Consider the following 16983-nt stretch of genomic DNA (forward strand, 5'->3'; position numbering starts at 1 on the left):
CTAGCTCAGTGCCCGGCGGCCCGCAATGAGGCCCACCACGGCGGCAACAACTCCGATGCAGAGGGGGATGATAATGGGGGCTCCAATGTGGATGAGGCCGACTACGGCCGCGGCAATCAGCAACAGCTCTACCAGCCCCTGCGCAAAAACATCAACCGCTAGGATCGGTCGGGGTGAGAGAAAACACGCCCACATGAGCACCGCGATGAGGATGCTGCCAATACCCGCTGCGACGCCGGGCCAGGGGAGGGGCCAGGCCAAGAAGCCCCAGGCAGCAATGCTGACAAAGAGGGCAAGATGCACGATGGCGCGAACAATAGTAACGGCATCGATAGTTGAGGTGGCGTTTTGAGTCACCCATACAGTCTAGTGCTCAGGCACAGCGCTGCAGGGCCTGAGGAACCGCGCCTACCGGAAGATAATGGTGCGATCCCCATCGAGCAGGATGCGGTTTTCTGCGAACCATTTTACCGCGCGGCGCAGCGTTCGGCTCTCCTCGTCCTGACCGATGGCAACAAGTTCCGCCGGGTTTGCCGAGTGATCAACCCGCATCACATCCTGCTCAATGATGGGTCCCTCGTCAAGATCGGAGGTGACAAAGTGCGCCGTTGCTCCAATGAGTTTGACCCCCCGCTGATGCGCCTGTTTGTAAGGGTTTGCCCCCTTAAAACCGGGTAGAAAAGAGTGGTGGATATTGATCGCCCTCCCGCTCAGCTCCTCGCACAGCTCGGGACTCAGTATCTGCATGTAGCGGGCAAGCACAACCAGCTCAATGCTGTGCTCCTCGATGAGGCTCCGCACCCGATCCTCGAACATGGCCTTGGTTTCCGCGCTGTTGACCGGTTGCCACGAGAACGGGACGCCGTAGAAGTCTGCCGTGCGCTCGAGGGTGGGGTGATTGGCCAGAATGAGGGGAATCTCGATGGGGAGCTGTCCGCTACGCTGGCGAAACAGCAGGTCATTAACGCAGTGCTGGGCGGTGGATGCCAGGATCAGCGTGCGGGTGTGACGACCCACGGAGTCAAGCTTCCACGTCATTCCGTAGTGCTCGGTGATGGGGAGGAGCGTGGCCTCGAACTCTTCGCGGGTTGCCGGCGATTGAACCTGCAAGCGCATGAAGAAACGCCCGGTATCTTCGCTTGAAAACTGCTGGCTCTCCGTGATGTTCCCGCCGGACTGCACGACGGCCCCCGAGATGGAGTGTACGATTCCTGGCTGATCCAGGCAGCTCAGCGCGAGCACCCAGTGGTGGGAAGAATCACTCGTGAGGGGGGAGGTGGTCTGATTGTGCTGCGAAAGTGTCACCCTTGATAGGGTAGGCGACTTCGTAGCTTCACGCCACTCGCCGAAGAGTCAAGGGTCTTGCAAAATATGATTCTGCGCATAAGATAGTTCTTGGCCTGCGGTTATCGTGGGTCCTGGGTGCGCACATGAGCGCATAGACGATCCCCAGTGTATTTACCGGATGGGTTGTACCGATACGCAGCGTATCGACGAGCAACAGGTCTATGGCAGCACCGTGAGGGGTACGCCACGCATTACGGCGATCACCAGCGTGTGATTCGCCGGGAGCCTATTGAATGAACACTATGTCCGGTGATACCTCTGTGAGGTCACGTTTTCCCCTGGTGGGTCTGCTGATCCTCGCATCCGCCACCTTTCTTTCGGTAACCATCGAGATGATTCCCACGGGACTCATGCCCGAGATGAGCCGTGATCTGGGGGTCACGGAGGCCCAGATTGGGTTACTCCTCACCGTTTTTGCTTTTACCGTTGTTATCACGGTTATCCCCCTCACGATACTCACCCGGAGTTGGGGGCGCCGCACAATAATTATTGTGGCGCTCTCGGGACTTGCCCTCAGCACCCTGCTTTCGGCCTGGGCTCCCAGCTATGAACTTCTCGTGGTGGCTCGCTTTGTGGGTGGTCTTGTGCACGGGCTATTTTGGAGTGTGGTGAGTGCCTACGCCGGGTACCTGGTTCCGCGTGCTGACGTGGGTCGAGCAGTTTCCCTCATCGTCTCCGGTGGAACCCTGGCGTTTGTTCTTGGTGTGCCCATGGGAACCGCCCTGGGGCAGTGGCTCGGCTGGCGAGCAGCCTTTACGGTGATCGCGCTGGCCGCGGGTGCGGGAGCCGTGCTGGTGCGGTTTTTTGTTCCCGCCGTGAAGCGTTCTGCTCCTCCCACCGCTCGGCAGAGGCGCCAACAAGAAGCCCTGTTGCGCACGGGGGAGACACCCATCGTTCGCCCCTCCGTCTGGCGTGACGAAACCACCCTGGCAACCTTATTCATCTGCGGTGCGACGGCGCTTGTGATGATCGGACACTACTCTTACTACTCCTATATCGTGCCGTATCTCCTGGATGTTACCGGCATCAGCAGCGAGCTTCTTCCCGTGATGCTTTTTGTCTTCGGTATCGCCGGTGCCGTGGGGCTTGTTCTCCTGGGAACGATCTTTAGCTCCCGAGTGTCACTCGCCCTTCGATGGGCTCTTCTGGGTGCTTTCGTGGGGGTGGCCCTGATGGCCACGTTCTCCAACGTGCAGGGGCTTGCCATTGCCGCGTTTGTGCTGTGGGGGGTGGCGTTTGGAATGTTGCCGCCGAGTCTCCAAACCACCATGATCCGCACCTCATCTGAGCAGATTCGTGATACGGCCAGCGCGGCCTATACCCTCTCGTTCAACACCGGAATCGGTGGGGGTGCGCTTGTTGGCGCGCTCTTCCTCGGATCCCTGGGGTTGCAGGCGTTGCCCTGGGTAAACGCGGTGGTGCTCGCGATAGTTTTGGTTGCAACCCTGGTGGGTGTTCGCGTTTTTTCCCGGCGGCAGGCGGTGCTCTCCGCCTTACCTCCACGTCAGTAGCTGGTTTCTCGGCACCGGCAGGGAAGGGGCAGCGTTCGCAGCGGGTTGAGCTTGGACCCCTGTACCTTCGGCGAGTGGGTGTGGGCAAGCGATGGGCTTTACAAGGTCGACAAAACCTGCGTGGCGTTTCTGCGCTACAGCCTGATATGCTTGGCAGGTCGTAACTGGCGTACAGATGGTCACCATCGGGAAGCGACATTTATAGATCGGCCGCTCGCCTGGGCCGCATAAGTCTATGAATTCCACAATTATGGAGTGTCAAGTGAGACACGCTTGTGCCGCTGTGCGCGAGAAGTCATGAAGGAGACCGTATGTCAGAGAAATTACCCTCCACGTTCACGAGCCCGCTATCCGAGGTGGACCCCGACATTGCGCGGGTATTAAACCAGGAGCTTAATCGTCAGCGCGACTACCTCGAGATGATTGCGAGCGAGAACTTTGTTCCCCGTGCAGTTCTTGAGGCGCAGGGGTCTGTTCTCACCAATAAATACGCGGAAGGATACCCCGGTCGCCGCTATTACGGCGGGTGTGAGTATGTTGATGTTGCGGAGTCGCTGGCGATTCAGCGCGCGAAAGATCTCTTTGGTGCAGAACACGCTAACGTTCAGCCGCACGCGGGAGCTCAGGCCAACGCCGCCGCGCTCTACGCTCTGGCTTCGGTCGGCGATACCATCCTGGGACAGGAGCTTGCGCACGGCGGGCACCTCACCCACGGTATGAAGCTTAACTTCTCCGGGCGCAACTACAGCGCCACCTCGTACGGCGTAGACCCTGATACTTATCGTGTTGACATGGATATTGTGCGAGAGAAGGCGCTGGAACACCGGCCCACCGTTCTGATTGCCGGGTGGTCGGCATATCCGCGCCAATTAGATTTTGCGGCCTTCCGCTCAATCGCCGACGAGGTGGGTGCCAAGCTGTGGGTTGATATGGCTCATTTCGCGGGTCTGGTTGCGGCCGGTCTGCACCCGTCACCCGTTCCGCATGCGGATGTTGTAACCTCCACAGTTCATAAGACGCTTGCCGGTCCCCGTTCGGGAGTTATCCTGAGCCGGGCCGAATACCAGAAGAAAATCGATTCGGCGGTGTTTCCGGGGCAGCAGGGTGGGCCCCTTATGCACGTTGTTGCGGCCAAGGCAACCGCGTTTAAGCTGGCTGGGGAAGCAGAATTCCGCGATCGCCAGGAGCGCACCATTCGTGGTGCCCAGATTATTGCCGAGCGTCTTATCGCTCCCGATGCCGTAGCAAACGGTATCTCGGTTCTTACCGGCGGCACCGATGTTCACCTGGTGCTGGTAGATTTGCGTAACTCCCAGATTGACGGTAAGCAGGCCGAAGATCTACTGCACCGGGTGGGTATTACCGTGAACCGCAATTCGGTGCCGTTTGACCCCCGGCCCCCCATGGTTACCTCCGGGCTGCGCATTGGAACCCCTGCGCTTGCCACGCGCGGTTTCGGGGATAATGAATTTGCAGAGGTCGCCGAGATCATTGCAGCCGTTCTTAAACCAGGAGCCGATGTTGAGAGCTTGCGCGCACGCACCGCAAAGCTCACCAAAGATTTCCCGCTCTATCCCGGGCACGAAGAGTGGTAGCGGCGATCCTTGATGGCACGGCAACCGCCGCGGCGATCAAGGAAGAGCTGCGCGTTCGTGTTGCAGGCCTTCGTGATCAAGGGATCGTTCCGGGCCTCGGAACCGTTTTGGTGGGTTCCGACCCGGGATCTCAATGGTACGTTGCCGGTAAACACCGCGATTGTGCTGAGGTGGGTATTGCGTCGATTCGCCATGATCTTCCCGAAGACATTAGCGAGGCGGAGCTTGATGCCGTGCTAGATGATCTCAATAACGATCCGTCCTGCACAGGCTACATTGTGCAATTGCCTCTTCCGCCGCATCTCGACACTGATCGGGTGCTTCAGCGCATTGACCCGGCAAAAGACGCCGATGGGCTACACCCCACAAACCTGGGTCGCCTGGTTCTGAACGTCAACAGTCCTCTCGATACCCCACTTCCGTGTACTCCGCGAGGGGTGATTGAGCTGGTTGAGCGTCACGGCATTAGCTGGCAGGGTAAAAACGTTGTGATCGTTGGCCGCGGTATTACGGTGGGACGTTCAATCGGCCCACTATTGACGCGCCGAGAGTACAACGCAACTGTCACCCTGACCCACACCGGAACTCTTAACCTGGATGATCACCTCCGTCGCGCCGACATCATCATTGCGGCAGCCGGAGTCCCGGGAATTATCAGTGCTTTGGCGGTCAAACCGGGTGCTGTGGTTCTCGATGTGGGGGTGAGCCGGATCACCGATCAACATACGGGTAAGAGCCGAATCGCGGGAGATGTGGCTGCCGAGGTATCGGAGGTTGCGGGGTGGATCTCACCGAACCCCGGAGGCGTTGGCCCCATGACCCGTGCGCTGCTCCTCAAAAACGTTGTCGACAGCGCGGAGCGGGCTGCGGCGCAGCGTTGAGTACCCGCAGAGGGGAAGGCCCCGGTTAGGACACCGGGTGCCCGCCCACCCACACGCGTTGCACCTCAAGGTTCTCGCTGAGCAGTAACAGATCCGCAGCATAGCCCGGCTCTAACAGGCCAAATTTTTCACCGTACCCCACCGCTTTTGCCGGGGTGTGAGTGAGCGCGGTGACCGCGTCGTGCAGCGGGACTCCGGCCAGGTGTACCGCTACCCGGAGGGCGGCGTCCAGGGTGATGGTGGAACCCGCTATTGAGCCTCCATCATCGAGCCTGGCCACTCCGTCGGTCACCGTGACGGACAGGTCACCGAGTTCGTAGTGGCCGTCTCCCACTCCGGCAGCAGCCATCGCATCTGTAATGAGAGCAACGCGTCCCGGGGCCTGACTAAAGAGCATGGAGATTATCTCGGGACGCACGTGGATATTATCTGCGATAACCTCGAGAGTTACTCCGGGGGTATTAAGCGCGGCTACAACGGGTCCGGGCGCTCGGTGGTGGATGCCCTGCATTCCGTTAAACGCGTGCGTCAGAATGCTCGCACCGGCGGCAAATGCCTCGATCGTCTGTTCGTAGCTGGCATTGCTGTGCCCGATCGCCACCGCCACTCCACTGTTTACCAGGTGCCGCACGGAATCGAGCCCATTGCGAAGCTCGGGTGCGAGGGTAACCTGGCGGATGTGTCCGCGACCGGCGGCGAGCAGCGCATCGAGCTCGTCGGGGGTTGCCGCGTGGAGGAGATTCTCCTCGTGCGCCCCCTTGTGCGTGGGGTTCAGGAATGGGCCTTCCAGGTGGATGCCCAGCACGCGGGGGTCATCCTCTGTTTTTTGGGCGGCCGCGGCGGTTCGCGCTACTAGCTGATCAAGGGAAGCGGTGACCAGCGAGATAATGCTCCGTGTGGTTCCATGGGAACGGTGTAGGTTGAGTATGGTGTCAAACCCCGCGGGGCCCTCGTCGAAGCTTTGCCCAGCACCTCCGTGCACGTGGATGTCAATAAAACCGGGGGTGAGATAGGCTCCCTGAGCATCAATAATTTCTGTGTGTGAGCCGATGTTCTCTAATGAACGCCAGGAATCACCCACACCAGTTGATTCCACCCGGCCGTTTCTGCTCAGAACCCAGGCGTTGCTCATGGTGTGGGTTGGGGCGATTTTGTGGGCGGAGTGGATGAGAGTCTGGGGGTGTGGCGCGGGCATGCATCTAGCCTATTGTTTGAGCGATGGATCCGGATGAAGACCCTGCGGTGTAATAACTTTCAGGCCCGACTCACTGAGCTCTTCTCGCTGCTCCTGTGTGATCTCGGAATCGGTGATGATTCCCGTGAAGAGGTCCTGTTCTCCCACGCTGGCAAAAGCGCGCTTTCCGATTTTTTGTGAGTCGGCAACAACGTAGGAGCGTGTTGCACGCTCCGCCATGAGGGCGTTTACCGCGGCCTCGCCCTCGTCGTGGACCATCGCTCCGAAGCGGGGGTCAACCGCGTTTACACCGATAAATGCCATATCCATGGTGATCTGTGAGAGAACGTTTGTGGCGAGCGGCCCAAAAAGCTCGTAGGAGTGATTATGTACCACACCTCCGGTTACCACAACTCGCAATTGCGGGTGAAGAACGAGCTGCGCGGCAATGTTGATCGCGTTGGTAATGACGGTGAGGCTTGGCTCCGTGGAGGGCGTCATGAGGTCGGCTCGGGCGGAGAGGGCTTCCACTATCGCGGTTGTTGTGGTGCCGCCGGACAGGCCGATGACGTCACCGCGAGAGACGAGGGCACTGGCGGCGGCTCCGATATCTTTTTTCTGAGCTGATTGAACCGCGTTACGGTAGCGAATGGGAAGATCATACGCCACAGACTGTTTGATGGCACCCCCGCGGGAACGCAGCAGCAGGTGCTGCTTGGCCAGTTCGTCTAGGTCTCGCCGGGCCGTGGCGGCAGAGATTCCCAGTTGCGCTATGAGCTCCTCAATGCTGATGCGCCCCGCGTCATCCACGAGGTTCAGAATCGCTTTGAGTCGTTCGTCACGGTTCACAAAAATCCTATCGCTTGATTATTGATGATCAGTCGGCGGTGGTCCTGAGCGCAAATAATGCGTTGAGACGTGCGGCCTCCACCGAGAGGGCCACACGGGCCGGTCGAATGTATTTGCGCGAATCTACCATATCCGGATTATCTTCTAGTGTCTCACGGAGCGATGCTGTAAAAATCTTATTGAGCTGGGTTGATACGTTTATCTTGGTCATACCGCTGCGGATAGCCGTTACAATATCGCCATCGGGCACCCCGGAGGAGCCGTGGAGTACCAGTGGGACGCTGAGGGCGCGTGCGAGATCCCGGATGAGCTTGTGATCCACGGTTGCCGTGCGCTGTGTCATGGCGTGTGATGAACCCACCGCAACCGCAAGGGAGTCAACACCCGTTTCCTCGACAAACTTGGCGGCCTCGACAGGGTCTGTCCGCACACCGGGAGCATGGGCACCGTCTTTACCGCCAATCTCCCCAAGTTCGGCCTCCACGTGAACACCACGGGTGTGGGCGTACTCAACAACTTCGGCGGTCTTTGCGACGTTTTCTGCGTAGGGCAGTGCGGAGGCGTCAAACATGACTGAGCTAAACCCCAGGTGGATGGCCTGTCGAACCGTCTCGAAATTGTCGGCGTGGTCGAGGTGCACGGCGATGGGGGCCGTGGAGTTTCGTGCAATGGACAGCGTGGGAAGCGCAATGGTTTCGAGTTCCCCGTGATAGGCCGCACAGTTTTGTGAGATCTGCATGATAAGCGGGCCGCTGGATCGGGCAGCGCGGTCTAGAGCCTCGGCTGTTTCCAGGTGTATGACGTTAAAGGCGCCAATTCCCCGGTTGTGTGACCGAGCGTCTTCAATGAGTGATGCGCTGTTGACAAGGGGCATTCGTTGTCTCGTTTCTTGGTGGTTTTGTGTCTTGATGCTTGTTTTTTGGTATTCAGGAGGTGAAAGGGCCTGTGACTGCAAAGGTGCTGATGCTCACTCGTTCTGCCAGGGAGGTATGACGGGGAGAGAGTTCACCGGCCAGGGGCATGAGAACGGCCGAGGCAGACCAGGCAGTGGCGGTGCGCAGGGTATTTTCCCAAATTATCGGAGAGGAGGGGAACATCCGATGCGTCGCGGACAGGTGCCGTGCGAGGGCCGCGACGGCGGCGTCACCGGCGCCCGTCGGGTTGCCGGTGATTTGCTCGTTTATACGGGAATGCCACGCGGTAGCGTTGCCTGCAGTCAGGCAGATCATCCCCGCGCTGCCGAGTGAGACCACGGCGGCTTGGGCGCCCGCGGCAATGAGGGAAAGTGCTCCTTCTACGGGGTCTGTGAGTCCCGTAGCCTCAGTGAGTTCGTCACGATTGGGCTTGAGCACCGTTGCTCCGAGCGTTGCGGCGGTGAGAAGGGCCGGACCGGAAACATCAACGATGCTGGGTATTCCGAGCCGTTTTGTCGCGGAGAGGAGGGTTGCGAGAAGAGAGTCCGGTGTTCCTGGGGGGAGGCTCCCCGAAATGACCAAACAGCTGGCATCGTGCGTGAGGTGGTGCAGAGTGGTCTTCATCACGGTCTGCCACTCCTGTTCGGTGTAGCCTGCCCCACGCTCGTTCAGGAGGGTGGTGTCCTGAGCGGTGCGCTCGACGATGGCGATAGATCTGCGTGTGGCACTAGAAACCTCAACGGTCACGTGGGGTAGCGCACTCTTGGTGAGGTCATCGGCGTACTCTTGGCCCGTGAGCCCGCCCAGCGGCACAATCGCTAGGGTTTCCAGGTTTTGCGTGTTGAGCACGCGTGAGACGTTTACCCCTTTGCCGCCCGCGCGAGTGCGCGCGGTATCCGTGCGAATGCTTGTGCCGGAGGCGAATTGTTCAATTGAGTAGGTGAGATCGAGGGCGGGGTTGGGGGTAAGAGTGAGGATCATTCGGGGCCTCCCGCGCGAACTGTGCTCAAGGATCGACCGAGTAGGGCGGAACCGATGAGGCCGGCATTACCACCAAGGCTGGCACTCGCGATCCGCGGGTTCCTCTGCACCGCGAGGAGTGCACTCAACCGGGCGCGGATCGGATCAATCAGGGCCTCACCGGCTTCGGATAGTCCACCGCCAAGAATAACAACCTCGGGGGCGGTGATACTGGCGCACTGGCTGATCGCCTCGGCGAGGGCATCAACCGCTTCGTTCCACACGTCGCGGGCTACGGCGTCTCCACTCTCCATGAGACGCAACACCTCACGGGAGTCCGTGGTCGGGTTGCCGCTTCTCTCGTGATACTGTCTGGCGATTCCTCTGGCGGAAGCAATATCTTCCAGGAGGGGAATCGGGGCGTTCGGGGGAGTCTGGCCGAGGCGTGTGGCGGTGGTATTCGTGTAACTGGATACCCTTCCCTGGCCGATTTCTCCTGCATATCCTCCCGACACGACGGGTCTTCCATCAGCCACGATAGCGCCGGCGATTCCCGTGCCTATGATCATGATCACGGCATTGCGTGCCCCGCGGTGGGGACCCAGCGTAAGTTCGGCGAGTCCCGCGCTGCGTACATCGTGTCCGAGGGCAACAGGGAGTCCGAGCCTCTCGCTGAGGATGTCGCGGATCGGAACATCACGCCACCCCAGGTTGCGTGAGTAAACACAGGTACCGTTCTCCTCGTCAACGATTCCGGGCACGCTGATACCTGCGCTCGCGGGAACGACGGCGGGGTGCTCCTGTCGTAGTTCCGACAAAACCTGTGCAATAAGTGCGGCAACGGTATGCGCCTTATGGTCTCCGCCGCGTGCGGTGGGCACTCTACGCAGACCGATGAGCCGACCCAGCGTATCCATGAGCGAGATTTTGATATCGGTTCCGCCCACATCACAGGCAAGCACCGCGTGTTGGTGCTTACCAAGTGTTTCCGGGTGGGGCATATACATCGCGGAATTAGCTTTCCAGGATAACCGAGCGTGAGAGGTTGCGCGGTTGGTCCGGGTTGAGTCCGTGTGCGAGTGCGCGAGCCAGGGCGACACGATGAACCCGTACTAGTTCCGCGAGAGGGTCACGGGTCGTGCGCTCTAGGTGGGCACCCGTCTTCAGAACATCAGTTTCCAAACCCTCGGGGGCACTGTTGAGAAGCCAGGTGACACGTCCCGGTGCGGCGATAGCAATGGGGCCGTGACGGTACTCCATGGTTTGGTATGATTCGGTCCAGGTCTGTGATGACTCGCGCATTTTGAGGGCGGCCTCGTGGGCGAGGCCCAGAGCCCAACCGTGTCCGAGGAATGAGTACTGCTCCGCCTCCACGAGGGTGCTGTTGAGATCGTCGTCGAGTACCGCCTCAGCCTCGTAAATCGCCGGGGTCACATCTTCACCGAGGCTGACGCGCAGGAGGGTAAGGGCGGTTGTCGCAAAACGGGTTTGCACCACCGATTTCTCATCGGCAAAGGGAAGTTCAATAACGTCGTCGACAAGCTGAGAAAAAGAGGTTGTGGGGTCTCCCACGAGGCCCAGGGTTCGGGATGCCTTATGGGGCTTACCCAGCAACTCTAGAACCTCGCTTGTTGTTCCCGAGCGGGTCAGGAGTATGAGGACGTCGTACTCTCGGGTTAGCGGGTACTCCGTTGCGGTAAAAGCGTCTGTCACTCCGTGGCCCGCGGCCTCGCGGAGTGAAGCGTATGCCTGCGCCATGAACCAGGAGGTGCCGCAGCCGACCATGGCTACGCGCTGCCCGCGTTGGGGAAACGTTGTGATGCTTGGGGCGAGCTGGGCTGCCAGGCGCCACATTTCGGGCTGAGATGAAAGCTCTGCTGCCATATGAGTGCCCGGCGCAGCGGCATCGGGAATTGACGTCATGGTGGGTGGCCTCTCCTTACGAGTGGGTAATGTTTTTAAAGTGATCTTTTGTGATGAATAAATGATTGATTTAGATTGATAATAGCTTTTTTGCGTCATGATTTCTACGTCATTTTTGATTGGGTGCGGGCACGAGAAAAGCTAAGAGGAACTTAAATCTTCATGAAACCAGTTTTTAAAATGCTTTTAAGGGCTTATTTACTGCGATGTAACCAAAATGTGTCTTGACGTACGAGGGATAGTCGGTCATCATGTTTCAAGCACGTATGTGATTGAATGTGATTTTTGTTTAGGTATAACGTCACAATAAATCATTTGAATGTTCGTACACAGAAGAGACGCCGCTGCTCTCAGTGATGTTTCCTCAAAAAGAAGTCAAGGAAGTCTTGTGAAGAAAACAGTTCGCACGAGCACACTTGCGTGTGCAGTGATATCTACTCTGGCGCTGTCGGCGTGTGGTTTTGGCGGGGGAACATCGGGTGATTCGGGGGGAGCCAACACCATTAACCTGCTTGTTCCTACCTACTCCGACGGCACTAAGGGCCTGTGGGAAGACGTTATCTCTGGTTTTGAGGTAGAAAACCCCGACATCAACGTGTCTCTTGAGGTGCAGTCCTGGGACAATATCAACGATGTTATTAAAACCAAGGTTCAGGCAAACGCGGCTCCAGACATCCTCAATATCGATGCGTTTGCCGGTTTTGCGGCAGATGACCTGCTTTATCCTGCATCCGACGTTGTATCGCCTACGGTGCTAGACGATTTTCAACCTTCTCTTGCCCAGAACGCCTCCATCGACGGTGTGCAGTACGGGTTGCCGCTGATCGCCTCGGCACGCGCCATGTTCTATAACAAACAGCTTATGGAGCAGGCAGGGGTCACGGATATTCCGCAGACCTGGACCGAGCTGCTGAGTGCCTCCCAAAAGGTGCAGGCTCTCGGGAACGGCACCTACGGTTACGGAATGCCCCTGGGAAGCGAAGAAGCGCAGGCCGAAACCGGAATCTGGTTTTACGGTGGGGGAGGAGGGTATGGTGACGCCGCCCAGCTCACCATTGATGATCCCCTCAACGTAGCTGCCGCTGAAGAAATGAAGACGTTTATCGAGGGAAACGCTACCCAGCCCGACGCCGGCTCGAGCAATCGCACCCCCCTCATGAATGTTTTCATCCAGGGAAAAATTGGTTTTATCGTGGGACTGCCCCCCACCGTCGGACAGATCGACGAGAAAAATCCGGAGCTAGACTACGGCATAGCTCCTCTTGCCACAAAAGACGGGGTATCCATGACGCTCGGTGTTGCCGATCATCTGATGGCGTTCAAAAACGATGGACAAAAACAAGAGGCGATTAAGAAGTTCCTCGACTACTACTACAGCGCAGACGTCTACGTGCCGTGGGTGGAGGCGGAGGGTTTTCTTCCCACCACGCTCAGCGGATCGGACGCCCTTGCGGGGAATGAAACGCTCAAACCCTTCCTTGAGGTGCTGCCTGATGCTCAGTTTTACCCTTCCACCAATTCCGATTGGAGCACCGCTCAGGGGGCTATTCAGAGCCTGATGGGGCAGGTTGCCCAGGGCAAAGCCCCGGCGGAGGTACTGTCTCAGATTCAATCGCAAGTTGGCGGCAGGTAGAGACAATAACTAATGTCTAGTTCGGCGACGCATAAAGTCTCTCCCCGCTCCAAAGCCACTAGGCCCCCCAGAAGGCAGAAGCCCTTGGGGGAGGCGGTGCGGGCGCTACCCTGGGTGGGCCCCGCACTGCTTCTCATCATCGGGGTGGTGTTTTTCCCGGCGGGATATATGATCTTTGTCTCCACCCGCGAGGTGAGTCAATATGGGGTGGATCGGGGAGCCGCTGGTTTTGCGAACTATGCCGAGCTCTTTGCGCTTCCCCAGTTACCCGGTGTGCTTTTGCGAACGGCAATCTGGGTGATCGCAGTGGTGGGGCTTACCGTCTTGATCTCTCTGGCGCTTGCGCAGTTTTTAAACAAGCAATTTCCCGGTCGACGCATTGTGCGCATGTTTGTGATCGTCCCCTGGGCAGCGAGCGTGGTGATGACAACCACGGTCTTCTACTACGGGCTGGATCCCTTTTACGGAATCATTAACAAGATGATGGTGGATATCGGGCTTCTCGATTCCAGCTACGGATTCACAAAAAATGTGGTTTCGGCCTTTACCGTTGCCATTCTGATCGCTGTGTTTGTTTCTCTGCCCTTTACCACCTACACGATTCTTGCCGGCTTACAGACCGTTTCGGCGGAGGTTATTGAGGCAGCCCGGATGGACGGGGCGCGTCCCTGGAAAATCTACACATCGATCGTCCTACCGCAGTTGCGCGGCGCGCTTGCCGTTGCCGTGTTGATAAACATCATTAATGTTTTTAACTCACTGCCCATTCTCAAGATTATGACCGGGTCAATTCCCGGATATGATGCCGACACCATTATGACCCTGATCTTTAAGCTATTGCAGGTGAATCAACGTCTTGATTTGGCTAGCGCACTCAGCGTGGTGGCTTTTGGGACCGTGATTTTTATCGTTGCCCTTTACGTATGGATCGTAAAACCCATGAAGGAGACCGACGAGTGAAAGAGGCCACGACCGATACCGTGGATGCCGGGGTCGCGAAAAAAGGTAATGAAGCGAGTCGTCCTATCGCTCAGAATTTAGCAACGCTGGGTCGGGCAAAACCGTCCCCTGCTCCCGCCCGTCGCCGCCGACACTATGGTGATGACAGGGCCTCCGCGACGCGGGTGAGCATGCGAATGCTGGTGGGGTTTGTTGTCATCCTCGTATTTGTTGCTCCCTACGTGATTATGGTGCTTGGATCGCTTAAGAGTCGATCCGAGATTCTGAGTGTTCCCCCTTCTTTTCTGCCGGAAGAGTGGCGTTTTGATAACTACATCACCATGTGGTCCACCCCGGAGACACCCCTGGTGCAGAACCTTATCTCCACGATTGTCATCTCGGTGTGTGCGACACTGCTTGTTCTTCTGGTTGCGTTGCCCGCAGCCTACTACACGGCTCGTTTTAGGTTTCCGGGGCGACTTGTGTTTTTGTTTCTGGTGATTACAACTCAGATGTTACAGCCCGCGGTTCTTGCTACCGGACTGTTCCGGCAGTTTAATACGGTGGGACTAAACGATACGTGGTTGGCTATGATCCTGGTGAACGCCGCTTTTAACCTGTCTTTTGCTACCTGGATTATGCACAGTTTTTTTGCCGGTGTTCCCCGGGGTATTGAGGAGGCTGCTCAGCTTGATGGAGCGGGTAAAATGCGGGTGCTTTTTCAGGTGAACCTCCCGCTTGTTTGGCCCGGGATTGTCACCGCAATAATCTTTACCTTCGTGGCCAGCTGGAACGAGTTTGCAGCGAGCTTGGTTATTCTATCGACCGCTGGAAATCAGCCTCTCTCGGTGGCTCTTACCAAGTTTGTGGGTCAGTATGATTCGGCTTGGCAGTATGTTTTTGGTGCTTCTGTTGTTGCGATCGTTCCGGTAGTGATTCTCTTTATACTCATCGAAAAGCGTCTGGTGGGTGGTCTTGCCGCGGGTGCGGTTAAATAGAAAATGGCCCCCGCGGTCAGTGCCGCGGAGGCCTCTGTCAAGACAAAAATCCGGGGGGAATTTTCGTTTTGACAGAAATTAGAGGGTGTCATTTGCGGGCACGTACGCCCCTCGCACGTGCCACACAATCACAAGATGTTTAGTCGTAAGACCTAGAGTTTTATATGCAAATCCCCAAATACCCTATGTGAACTGGCTTCCCCTGTTAGCTTTTTTCACTTCATCTGTGCTGACTCAATAAACTTTACTTTCCATTTGGTCGATTTTGTAAGATACCAAGTGGTTTGGGTGTTTTAAGTGATGAATTAAGTGTATTTCACTCTTGCTTAAGGGTGAAATTAGGAGTTTCTTAGGTGTTTCTAAATTAATACCTATACGGGTGGGGTGTAAAAGCCAACGCGAAGGAGGATTGTTCTCCTGAGGGGTGCCGTCTAGGTTGCCGGAGAGCGATAGGGGTTGGGTGCGGACTGGGGGTCCGTCTCACCCGGGTAATTCGCGGTGAAATGGATAAGCTCCCTATCCAAGCCCTCTTTCCTCACTCGGACATCGAAATAAATTACCGTGTAAAAGATGGACGACAAGACGAGGAGAAGCACGGTAACCGCTGCTGTAAAGATGGCTGTGCAACTGTTTGTCAGGATGAAACCTAAACCTGCGAAATGGAGTAGCGATCCACCAAAGGCAAAAGAAAAGGATAGGGGTATTAAAAGAACGACTGCCGCTGTAGAAATTATGAGGACAAAGAGCAGTACCGCCCCAAGAATCCGCCAAAAATGGCCGTGTGTGAGTTTCCACGAGCGGGAGAGCGCCTCACCCAACCCCAGATTTTCGATCACAATCGCTGGCGTAACGAAGATGAGCTTGATTCCCAACCAGACTATGGTGAGGACGGCCAGAGGGAGCAGCACCGCCCACAAAAGGACGGCACCCCCGATAGCAAGAACTGTCTCGTGACCGGACGTCCTGGTCGACAGCACTAACAGGGCCAAGGGAGACAGCGCTATGAGTACCACGGCGGTGCCCACTGCGCTCATAAGTATCGTCCACAGGATGAGCGTCCAGAAACGTGGGCGGAGAAGTTGCCATATGCGGGCGAGTGTGGGCTTTCTGCCGAGGGCACCCTGAGTAACCCCGATTGATACCGCCCCGTGTATGAGGTTGGTGATGATCGCGACGAGGAAAAAATGTACAAAGCCCATAATAATAGCCACCAGGGCTACCCCGGTGAGGTGAAAACTCGCCTGTGATCGGGGTAGAAATGACTCGGTTATGGTGCGGGTAGAGTCGCACGACGTGAGGAGCACGGCAAAGCTTAGTAGCGCATAGAGGCCGGCCCCGACTCCAAAGATAGACCAGAGAACGCTGCGGAAAGCGGTAAACGGTAGCGTGAGAAAATCACCCAGGCTTAGCGGGCGGAGTGGAACCGAACCGGGCTGGAATGTGTTCTGGCGATTATTCCAGTGCCATTATTATCCATCTGCTTATCATTGCATATTTTATTTTCAATGTGTAGCGGTTACACCACGCTCAGCCAGGCACGACATAATAGAGAGTATGAATCCCCGTATTCTTGTAGTCGATGATGATACTGCCCTGTCTGAAATGCTAGGGATCGTTTTGCAGCGCGAGGACTACACAACCGTTTTTTGTGCGGATGGGACGAAAGCTCTTGAGGTATTTCGTGAGGAACGTCCCGATTTGGTGCTGCTTGATGTGATGCTTCCCGGGCTCAGCGGAATCGAAATTTGTCGGCTTCTCCGATTGGAGTCCGGTGTCCCCATCATCATGCTCACGGCAAAAACAGACACAACAGACGTGGTGCTCGGGCTCGATGCGGGTGCCGATGACTACGTGGTTAAGCCCTTTAACCCGGCCGAGCTGGTAGCGCGCATACGTACCCGGCTGCGACCCGCCGTGGTTGAGGCGGCAGAGGAGGTGCGGGTGGGTGACCTGGTGCTTGACGTGGTTGGCCATGAGGTTCGTCGGGGAAATGAGCTTATCAACCTGACGCCCCTGGAGTTTAATCTGCTGCTCACACTCGCTTCAAAACCGCAGCAGGTGTTTAGTCGGGAAACTCTTCTTGAACGAGTGTGGGGATATCAATATAAAGCGGATACGCGTCTTGTCAATGTGCATGTGCAACGCTTGCGGGCAAAGGTTGAAAAAGATCCTGAACAGCCCACCATTGTGACAACTGTGCGTGGAATTGGGTACCGGGCTGGTGCCATCATCGATTGAACCACCTCCCTCACCCACTGA

General features: G+C 57.2%; 16 protein-coding genes and 1 riboswitch. Of the genes, 7 read left to right on the forward strand and 9 right to left on the reverse strand.

From position 1 onward, the window contains the following. Both FrondiHNR_RS03650 and purU read right to left on the reverse strand, forming a co-directional pair. A complete protein-coding gene (locus tag FrondiHNR_RS03650) occupies nucleotides 1–357 on the reverse strand; it encodes a YrdB family protein (protein ID WP_279353896.1) in 357 nt (118 codons plus the stop codon). 51 nt (nucleotides 358–408) lie between these two features. Further along, a complete protein-coding gene (purU, locus tag FrondiHNR_RS03655) occupies nucleotides 409–1305 on the reverse strand; it encodes a formyltetrahydrofolate deformylase (RefSeq protein ID WP_347567122.1) in 897 nt (298 codons plus the stop codon). A 275-nt stretch (nucleotides 1306–1580) separates the two neighbouring features. On the opposite strand from purU, the gene FrondiHNR_RS03660 reads away from it, so the two are divergent. The 3 genes from FrondiHNR_RS03660 (at nucleotide 1581) to FrondiHNR_RS03670 (ending at nucleotide 5334) form a co-directional block, all read left to right on the forward strand. Beyond that, entirely contained in the window at nucleotides 1581–2858 is a 1278-nt protein-coding gene (locus tag FrondiHNR_RS03660) for an MFS transporter (protein ID WP_279353897.1), read from the forward strand. A gap of 150 nt (nucleotides 2859–3008) precedes the next feature. After that, nucleotides 3009–3089: riboswitch (ZMP/ZTP riboswitch) on the forward strand. 80 nt (nucleotides 3090–3169) lie between these two features. After that, the gene (gene glyA / locus FrondiHNR_RS03665; RefSeq protein WP_279353898.1) at nucleotides 3170–4453 is read left to right on the forward strand and encodes a serine hydroxymethyltransferase; all 1284 of its coding nucleotides are present in this window, start codon (nucleotides 3170–3172) and stop codon (nucleotides 4451–4453) included. Beyond that, nucleotides 4447–5334 (forward strand): bifunctional methylenetetrahydrofolate dehydrogenase/methenyltetrahydrofolate cyclohydrolase, encoded by an 888-nt coding sequence (locus FrondiHNR_RS03670; protein WP_279353899.1) that lies wholly within the window; start codon nucleotides 4447–4449, stop codon nucleotides 5332–5334. The genes glyA and FrondiHNR_RS03670 overlap by 7 nt, the downstream gene beginning before the upstream one ends. A 25-nt stretch (nucleotides 5335–5359) precedes the next feature. Here FrondiHNR_RS03670 and nagA read toward each other — a convergent pair whose 3' ends face one another. From nagA to FrondiHNR_RS03700, 6 genes are read right to left on the reverse strand one after another with little or no spacing between them, the layout of a single operon-like run. Continuing rightward, entirely contained in the window at nucleotides 5360–6529 is a 1170-nt protein-coding gene (nagA, locus tag FrondiHNR_RS03675; RefSeq protein WP_279353900.1) for an N-acetylglucosamine-6-phosphate deacetylase, read from the reverse strand. A 9-nt stretch (nucleotides 6530–6538) separates the two neighbouring features. Next, nucleotides 6539–7357: a DeoR/GlpR family DNA-binding transcription regulator gene (locus tag FrondiHNR_RS03680; protein WP_279353901.1), complete on the reverse strand. Its 819-nt coding sequence runs from the start codon at nucleotides 7355–7357 to the stop codon at nucleotides 6539–6541. 28 nt (nucleotides 7358–7385) lie between these two features. Next, nucleotides 7386–8231, reverse strand: coding sequence for a class II fructose-bisphosphate aldolase (locus FrondiHNR_RS03685; protein WP_279353902.1), 846 nt, complete (start codon nucleotides 8229–8231; stop codon nucleotides 7386–7388). 52 nt (nucleotides 8232–8283) lie between these two features. Further along, nucleotides 8284–9252: a hexose kinase gene (locus tag FrondiHNR_RS03690; protein ID WP_279353903.1), complete on the reverse strand. Its 969-nt coding sequence runs from the start codon at nucleotides 9250–9252 to the stop codon at nucleotides 8284–8286. After that, the gene (locus tag FrondiHNR_RS03695; RefSeq protein WP_279353904.1) at nucleotides 9249–10238 is read right to left on the reverse strand and encodes an ROK family protein; all 990 of its coding nucleotides are present in this window, start codon (nucleotides 10236–10238) and stop codon (nucleotides 9249–9251) included. The genes FrondiHNR_RS03690 and FrondiHNR_RS03695 overlap by 4 nt, the downstream gene beginning before the upstream one ends. Nucleotides 10239–10245: 7 nt before the next feature. Beyond that, nucleotides 10246–11154, reverse strand: coding sequence for a sugar isomerase (locus tag FrondiHNR_RS03700; RefSeq protein WP_279353905.1), 909 nt, complete (start codon nucleotides 11152–11154; stop codon nucleotides 10246–10248). 388 nt (nucleotides 11155–11542) lie between these two features. Between FrondiHNR_RS03700 and FrondiHNR_RS03705 the strand changes: the two genes are divergently transcribed. From FrondiHNR_RS03705 to FrondiHNR_RS03715, 3 genes are read left to right on the forward strand one after another with little or no spacing between them, the layout of a single operon-like run. Further along, nucleotides 11543–12787, forward strand: a complete 1245-nt coding sequence (locus FrondiHNR_RS03705) for an extracellular solute-binding protein (protein WP_279353906.1) — start codon at nucleotides 11543–11545, stop codon at nucleotides 12785–12787. Nucleotides 12788–12799: 12 nt separating this feature from the next. Then, nucleotides 12800–13747, forward strand: coding sequence for a sugar ABC transporter permease (locus FrondiHNR_RS03710; protein ID WP_279353907.1), 948 nt, complete (start codon nucleotides 12800–12802; stop codon nucleotides 13745–13747). Continuing rightward, complete coding sequence (locus tag FrondiHNR_RS03715) at nucleotides 13744–14724, forward strand: carbohydrate ABC transporter permease (RefSeq protein WP_279353908.1); 981 nt, start codon at nucleotides 13744–13746, stop codon at nucleotides 14722–14724. The genes FrondiHNR_RS03710 and FrondiHNR_RS03715 overlap by 4 nt, the downstream gene beginning before the upstream one ends. Before the next feature lie 431 nt (nucleotides 14725–15155). Here FrondiHNR_RS03715 and FrondiHNR_RS03720 read toward each other — a convergent pair whose 3' ends face one another. Next, nucleotides 15156–16028 (reverse strand): glycerophosphoryl diester phosphodiesterase membrane domain-containing protein, encoded by an 873-nt coding sequence (locus tag FrondiHNR_RS03720; RefSeq protein ID WP_279353909.1) that lies wholly within the window; start codon nucleotides 16026–16028, stop codon nucleotides 15156–15158. 250 nt (nucleotides 16029–16278) lie between these two features. On the opposite strand from FrondiHNR_RS03720, the gene mtrA reads away from it, so the two are divergent. Then, complete coding sequence (gene mtrA / locus FrondiHNR_RS03725) at nucleotides 16279–16962, forward strand: MtrAB system response regulator MtrA (RefSeq protein ID WP_279353910.1); 684 nt, start codon at nucleotides 16279–16281, stop codon at nucleotides 16960–16962. Nucleotides 16963–16983 lie beyond the last annotated feature (21 nt).

Source organism: Lysinibacter sp. HNR (assembly GCF_029760935.1).
In the GTDB taxonomy this organism is placed as follows: Bacteria; Actinomycetota; Actinomycetes; order Actinomycetales; family Microbacteriaceae; genus HNR.

Coding starts and splice junctions, on each gene's coding strand:
- glyA (WP_279353898.1), top strand. CDS start 3,170: ATGTCAGAGAAATTACCCTCCACGTTCACGAGCCCGCTATCCGAGGTG.
- FrondiHNR_RS03710 (WP_279353907.1), top strand. CDS start 12,800: ATGTCTAGTTCGGCGACGCATAAAGTCTCTCCCCGCTCCAAAGCCACT.
- FrondiHNR_RS03700 (WP_279353905.1), bottom strand. CDS start 11,154: ATGACGTCAATTCCCGATGCCGCTGCGCCGGGCACTCATATGGCAGCA.
- FrondiHNR_RS03690 (WP_279353903.1), bottom strand. CDS start 9,252: ATGATCCTCACTCTTACCCCCAACCCCGCCCTCGATCTCACCTACTCA.
- mtrA (WP_279353910.1), top strand. CDS start 16,279: ATGAATCCCCGTATTCTTGTAGTCGATGATGATACTGCCCTGTCTGAA.
- FrondiHNR_RS03660 (WP_279353897.1), top strand. CDS start 1,581: ATGAACACTATGTCCGGTGATACCTCTGTGAGGTCACGTTTTCCCCTG.
- FrondiHNR_RS03685 (WP_279353902.1), bottom strand. CDS start 8,231: ATGCCCCTTGTCAACAGCGCATCACTCATTGAAGACGCTCGGTCACAC.
- FrondiHNR_RS03695 (WP_279353904.1), bottom strand. CDS start 10,238: ATGTATATGCCCCACCCGGAAACACTTGGTAAGCACCAACACGCGGTG.
- nagA (WP_279353900.1), bottom strand. CDS start 6,529: ATGCCCGCGCCACACCCCCAGACTCTCATCCACTCCGCCCACAAAATC.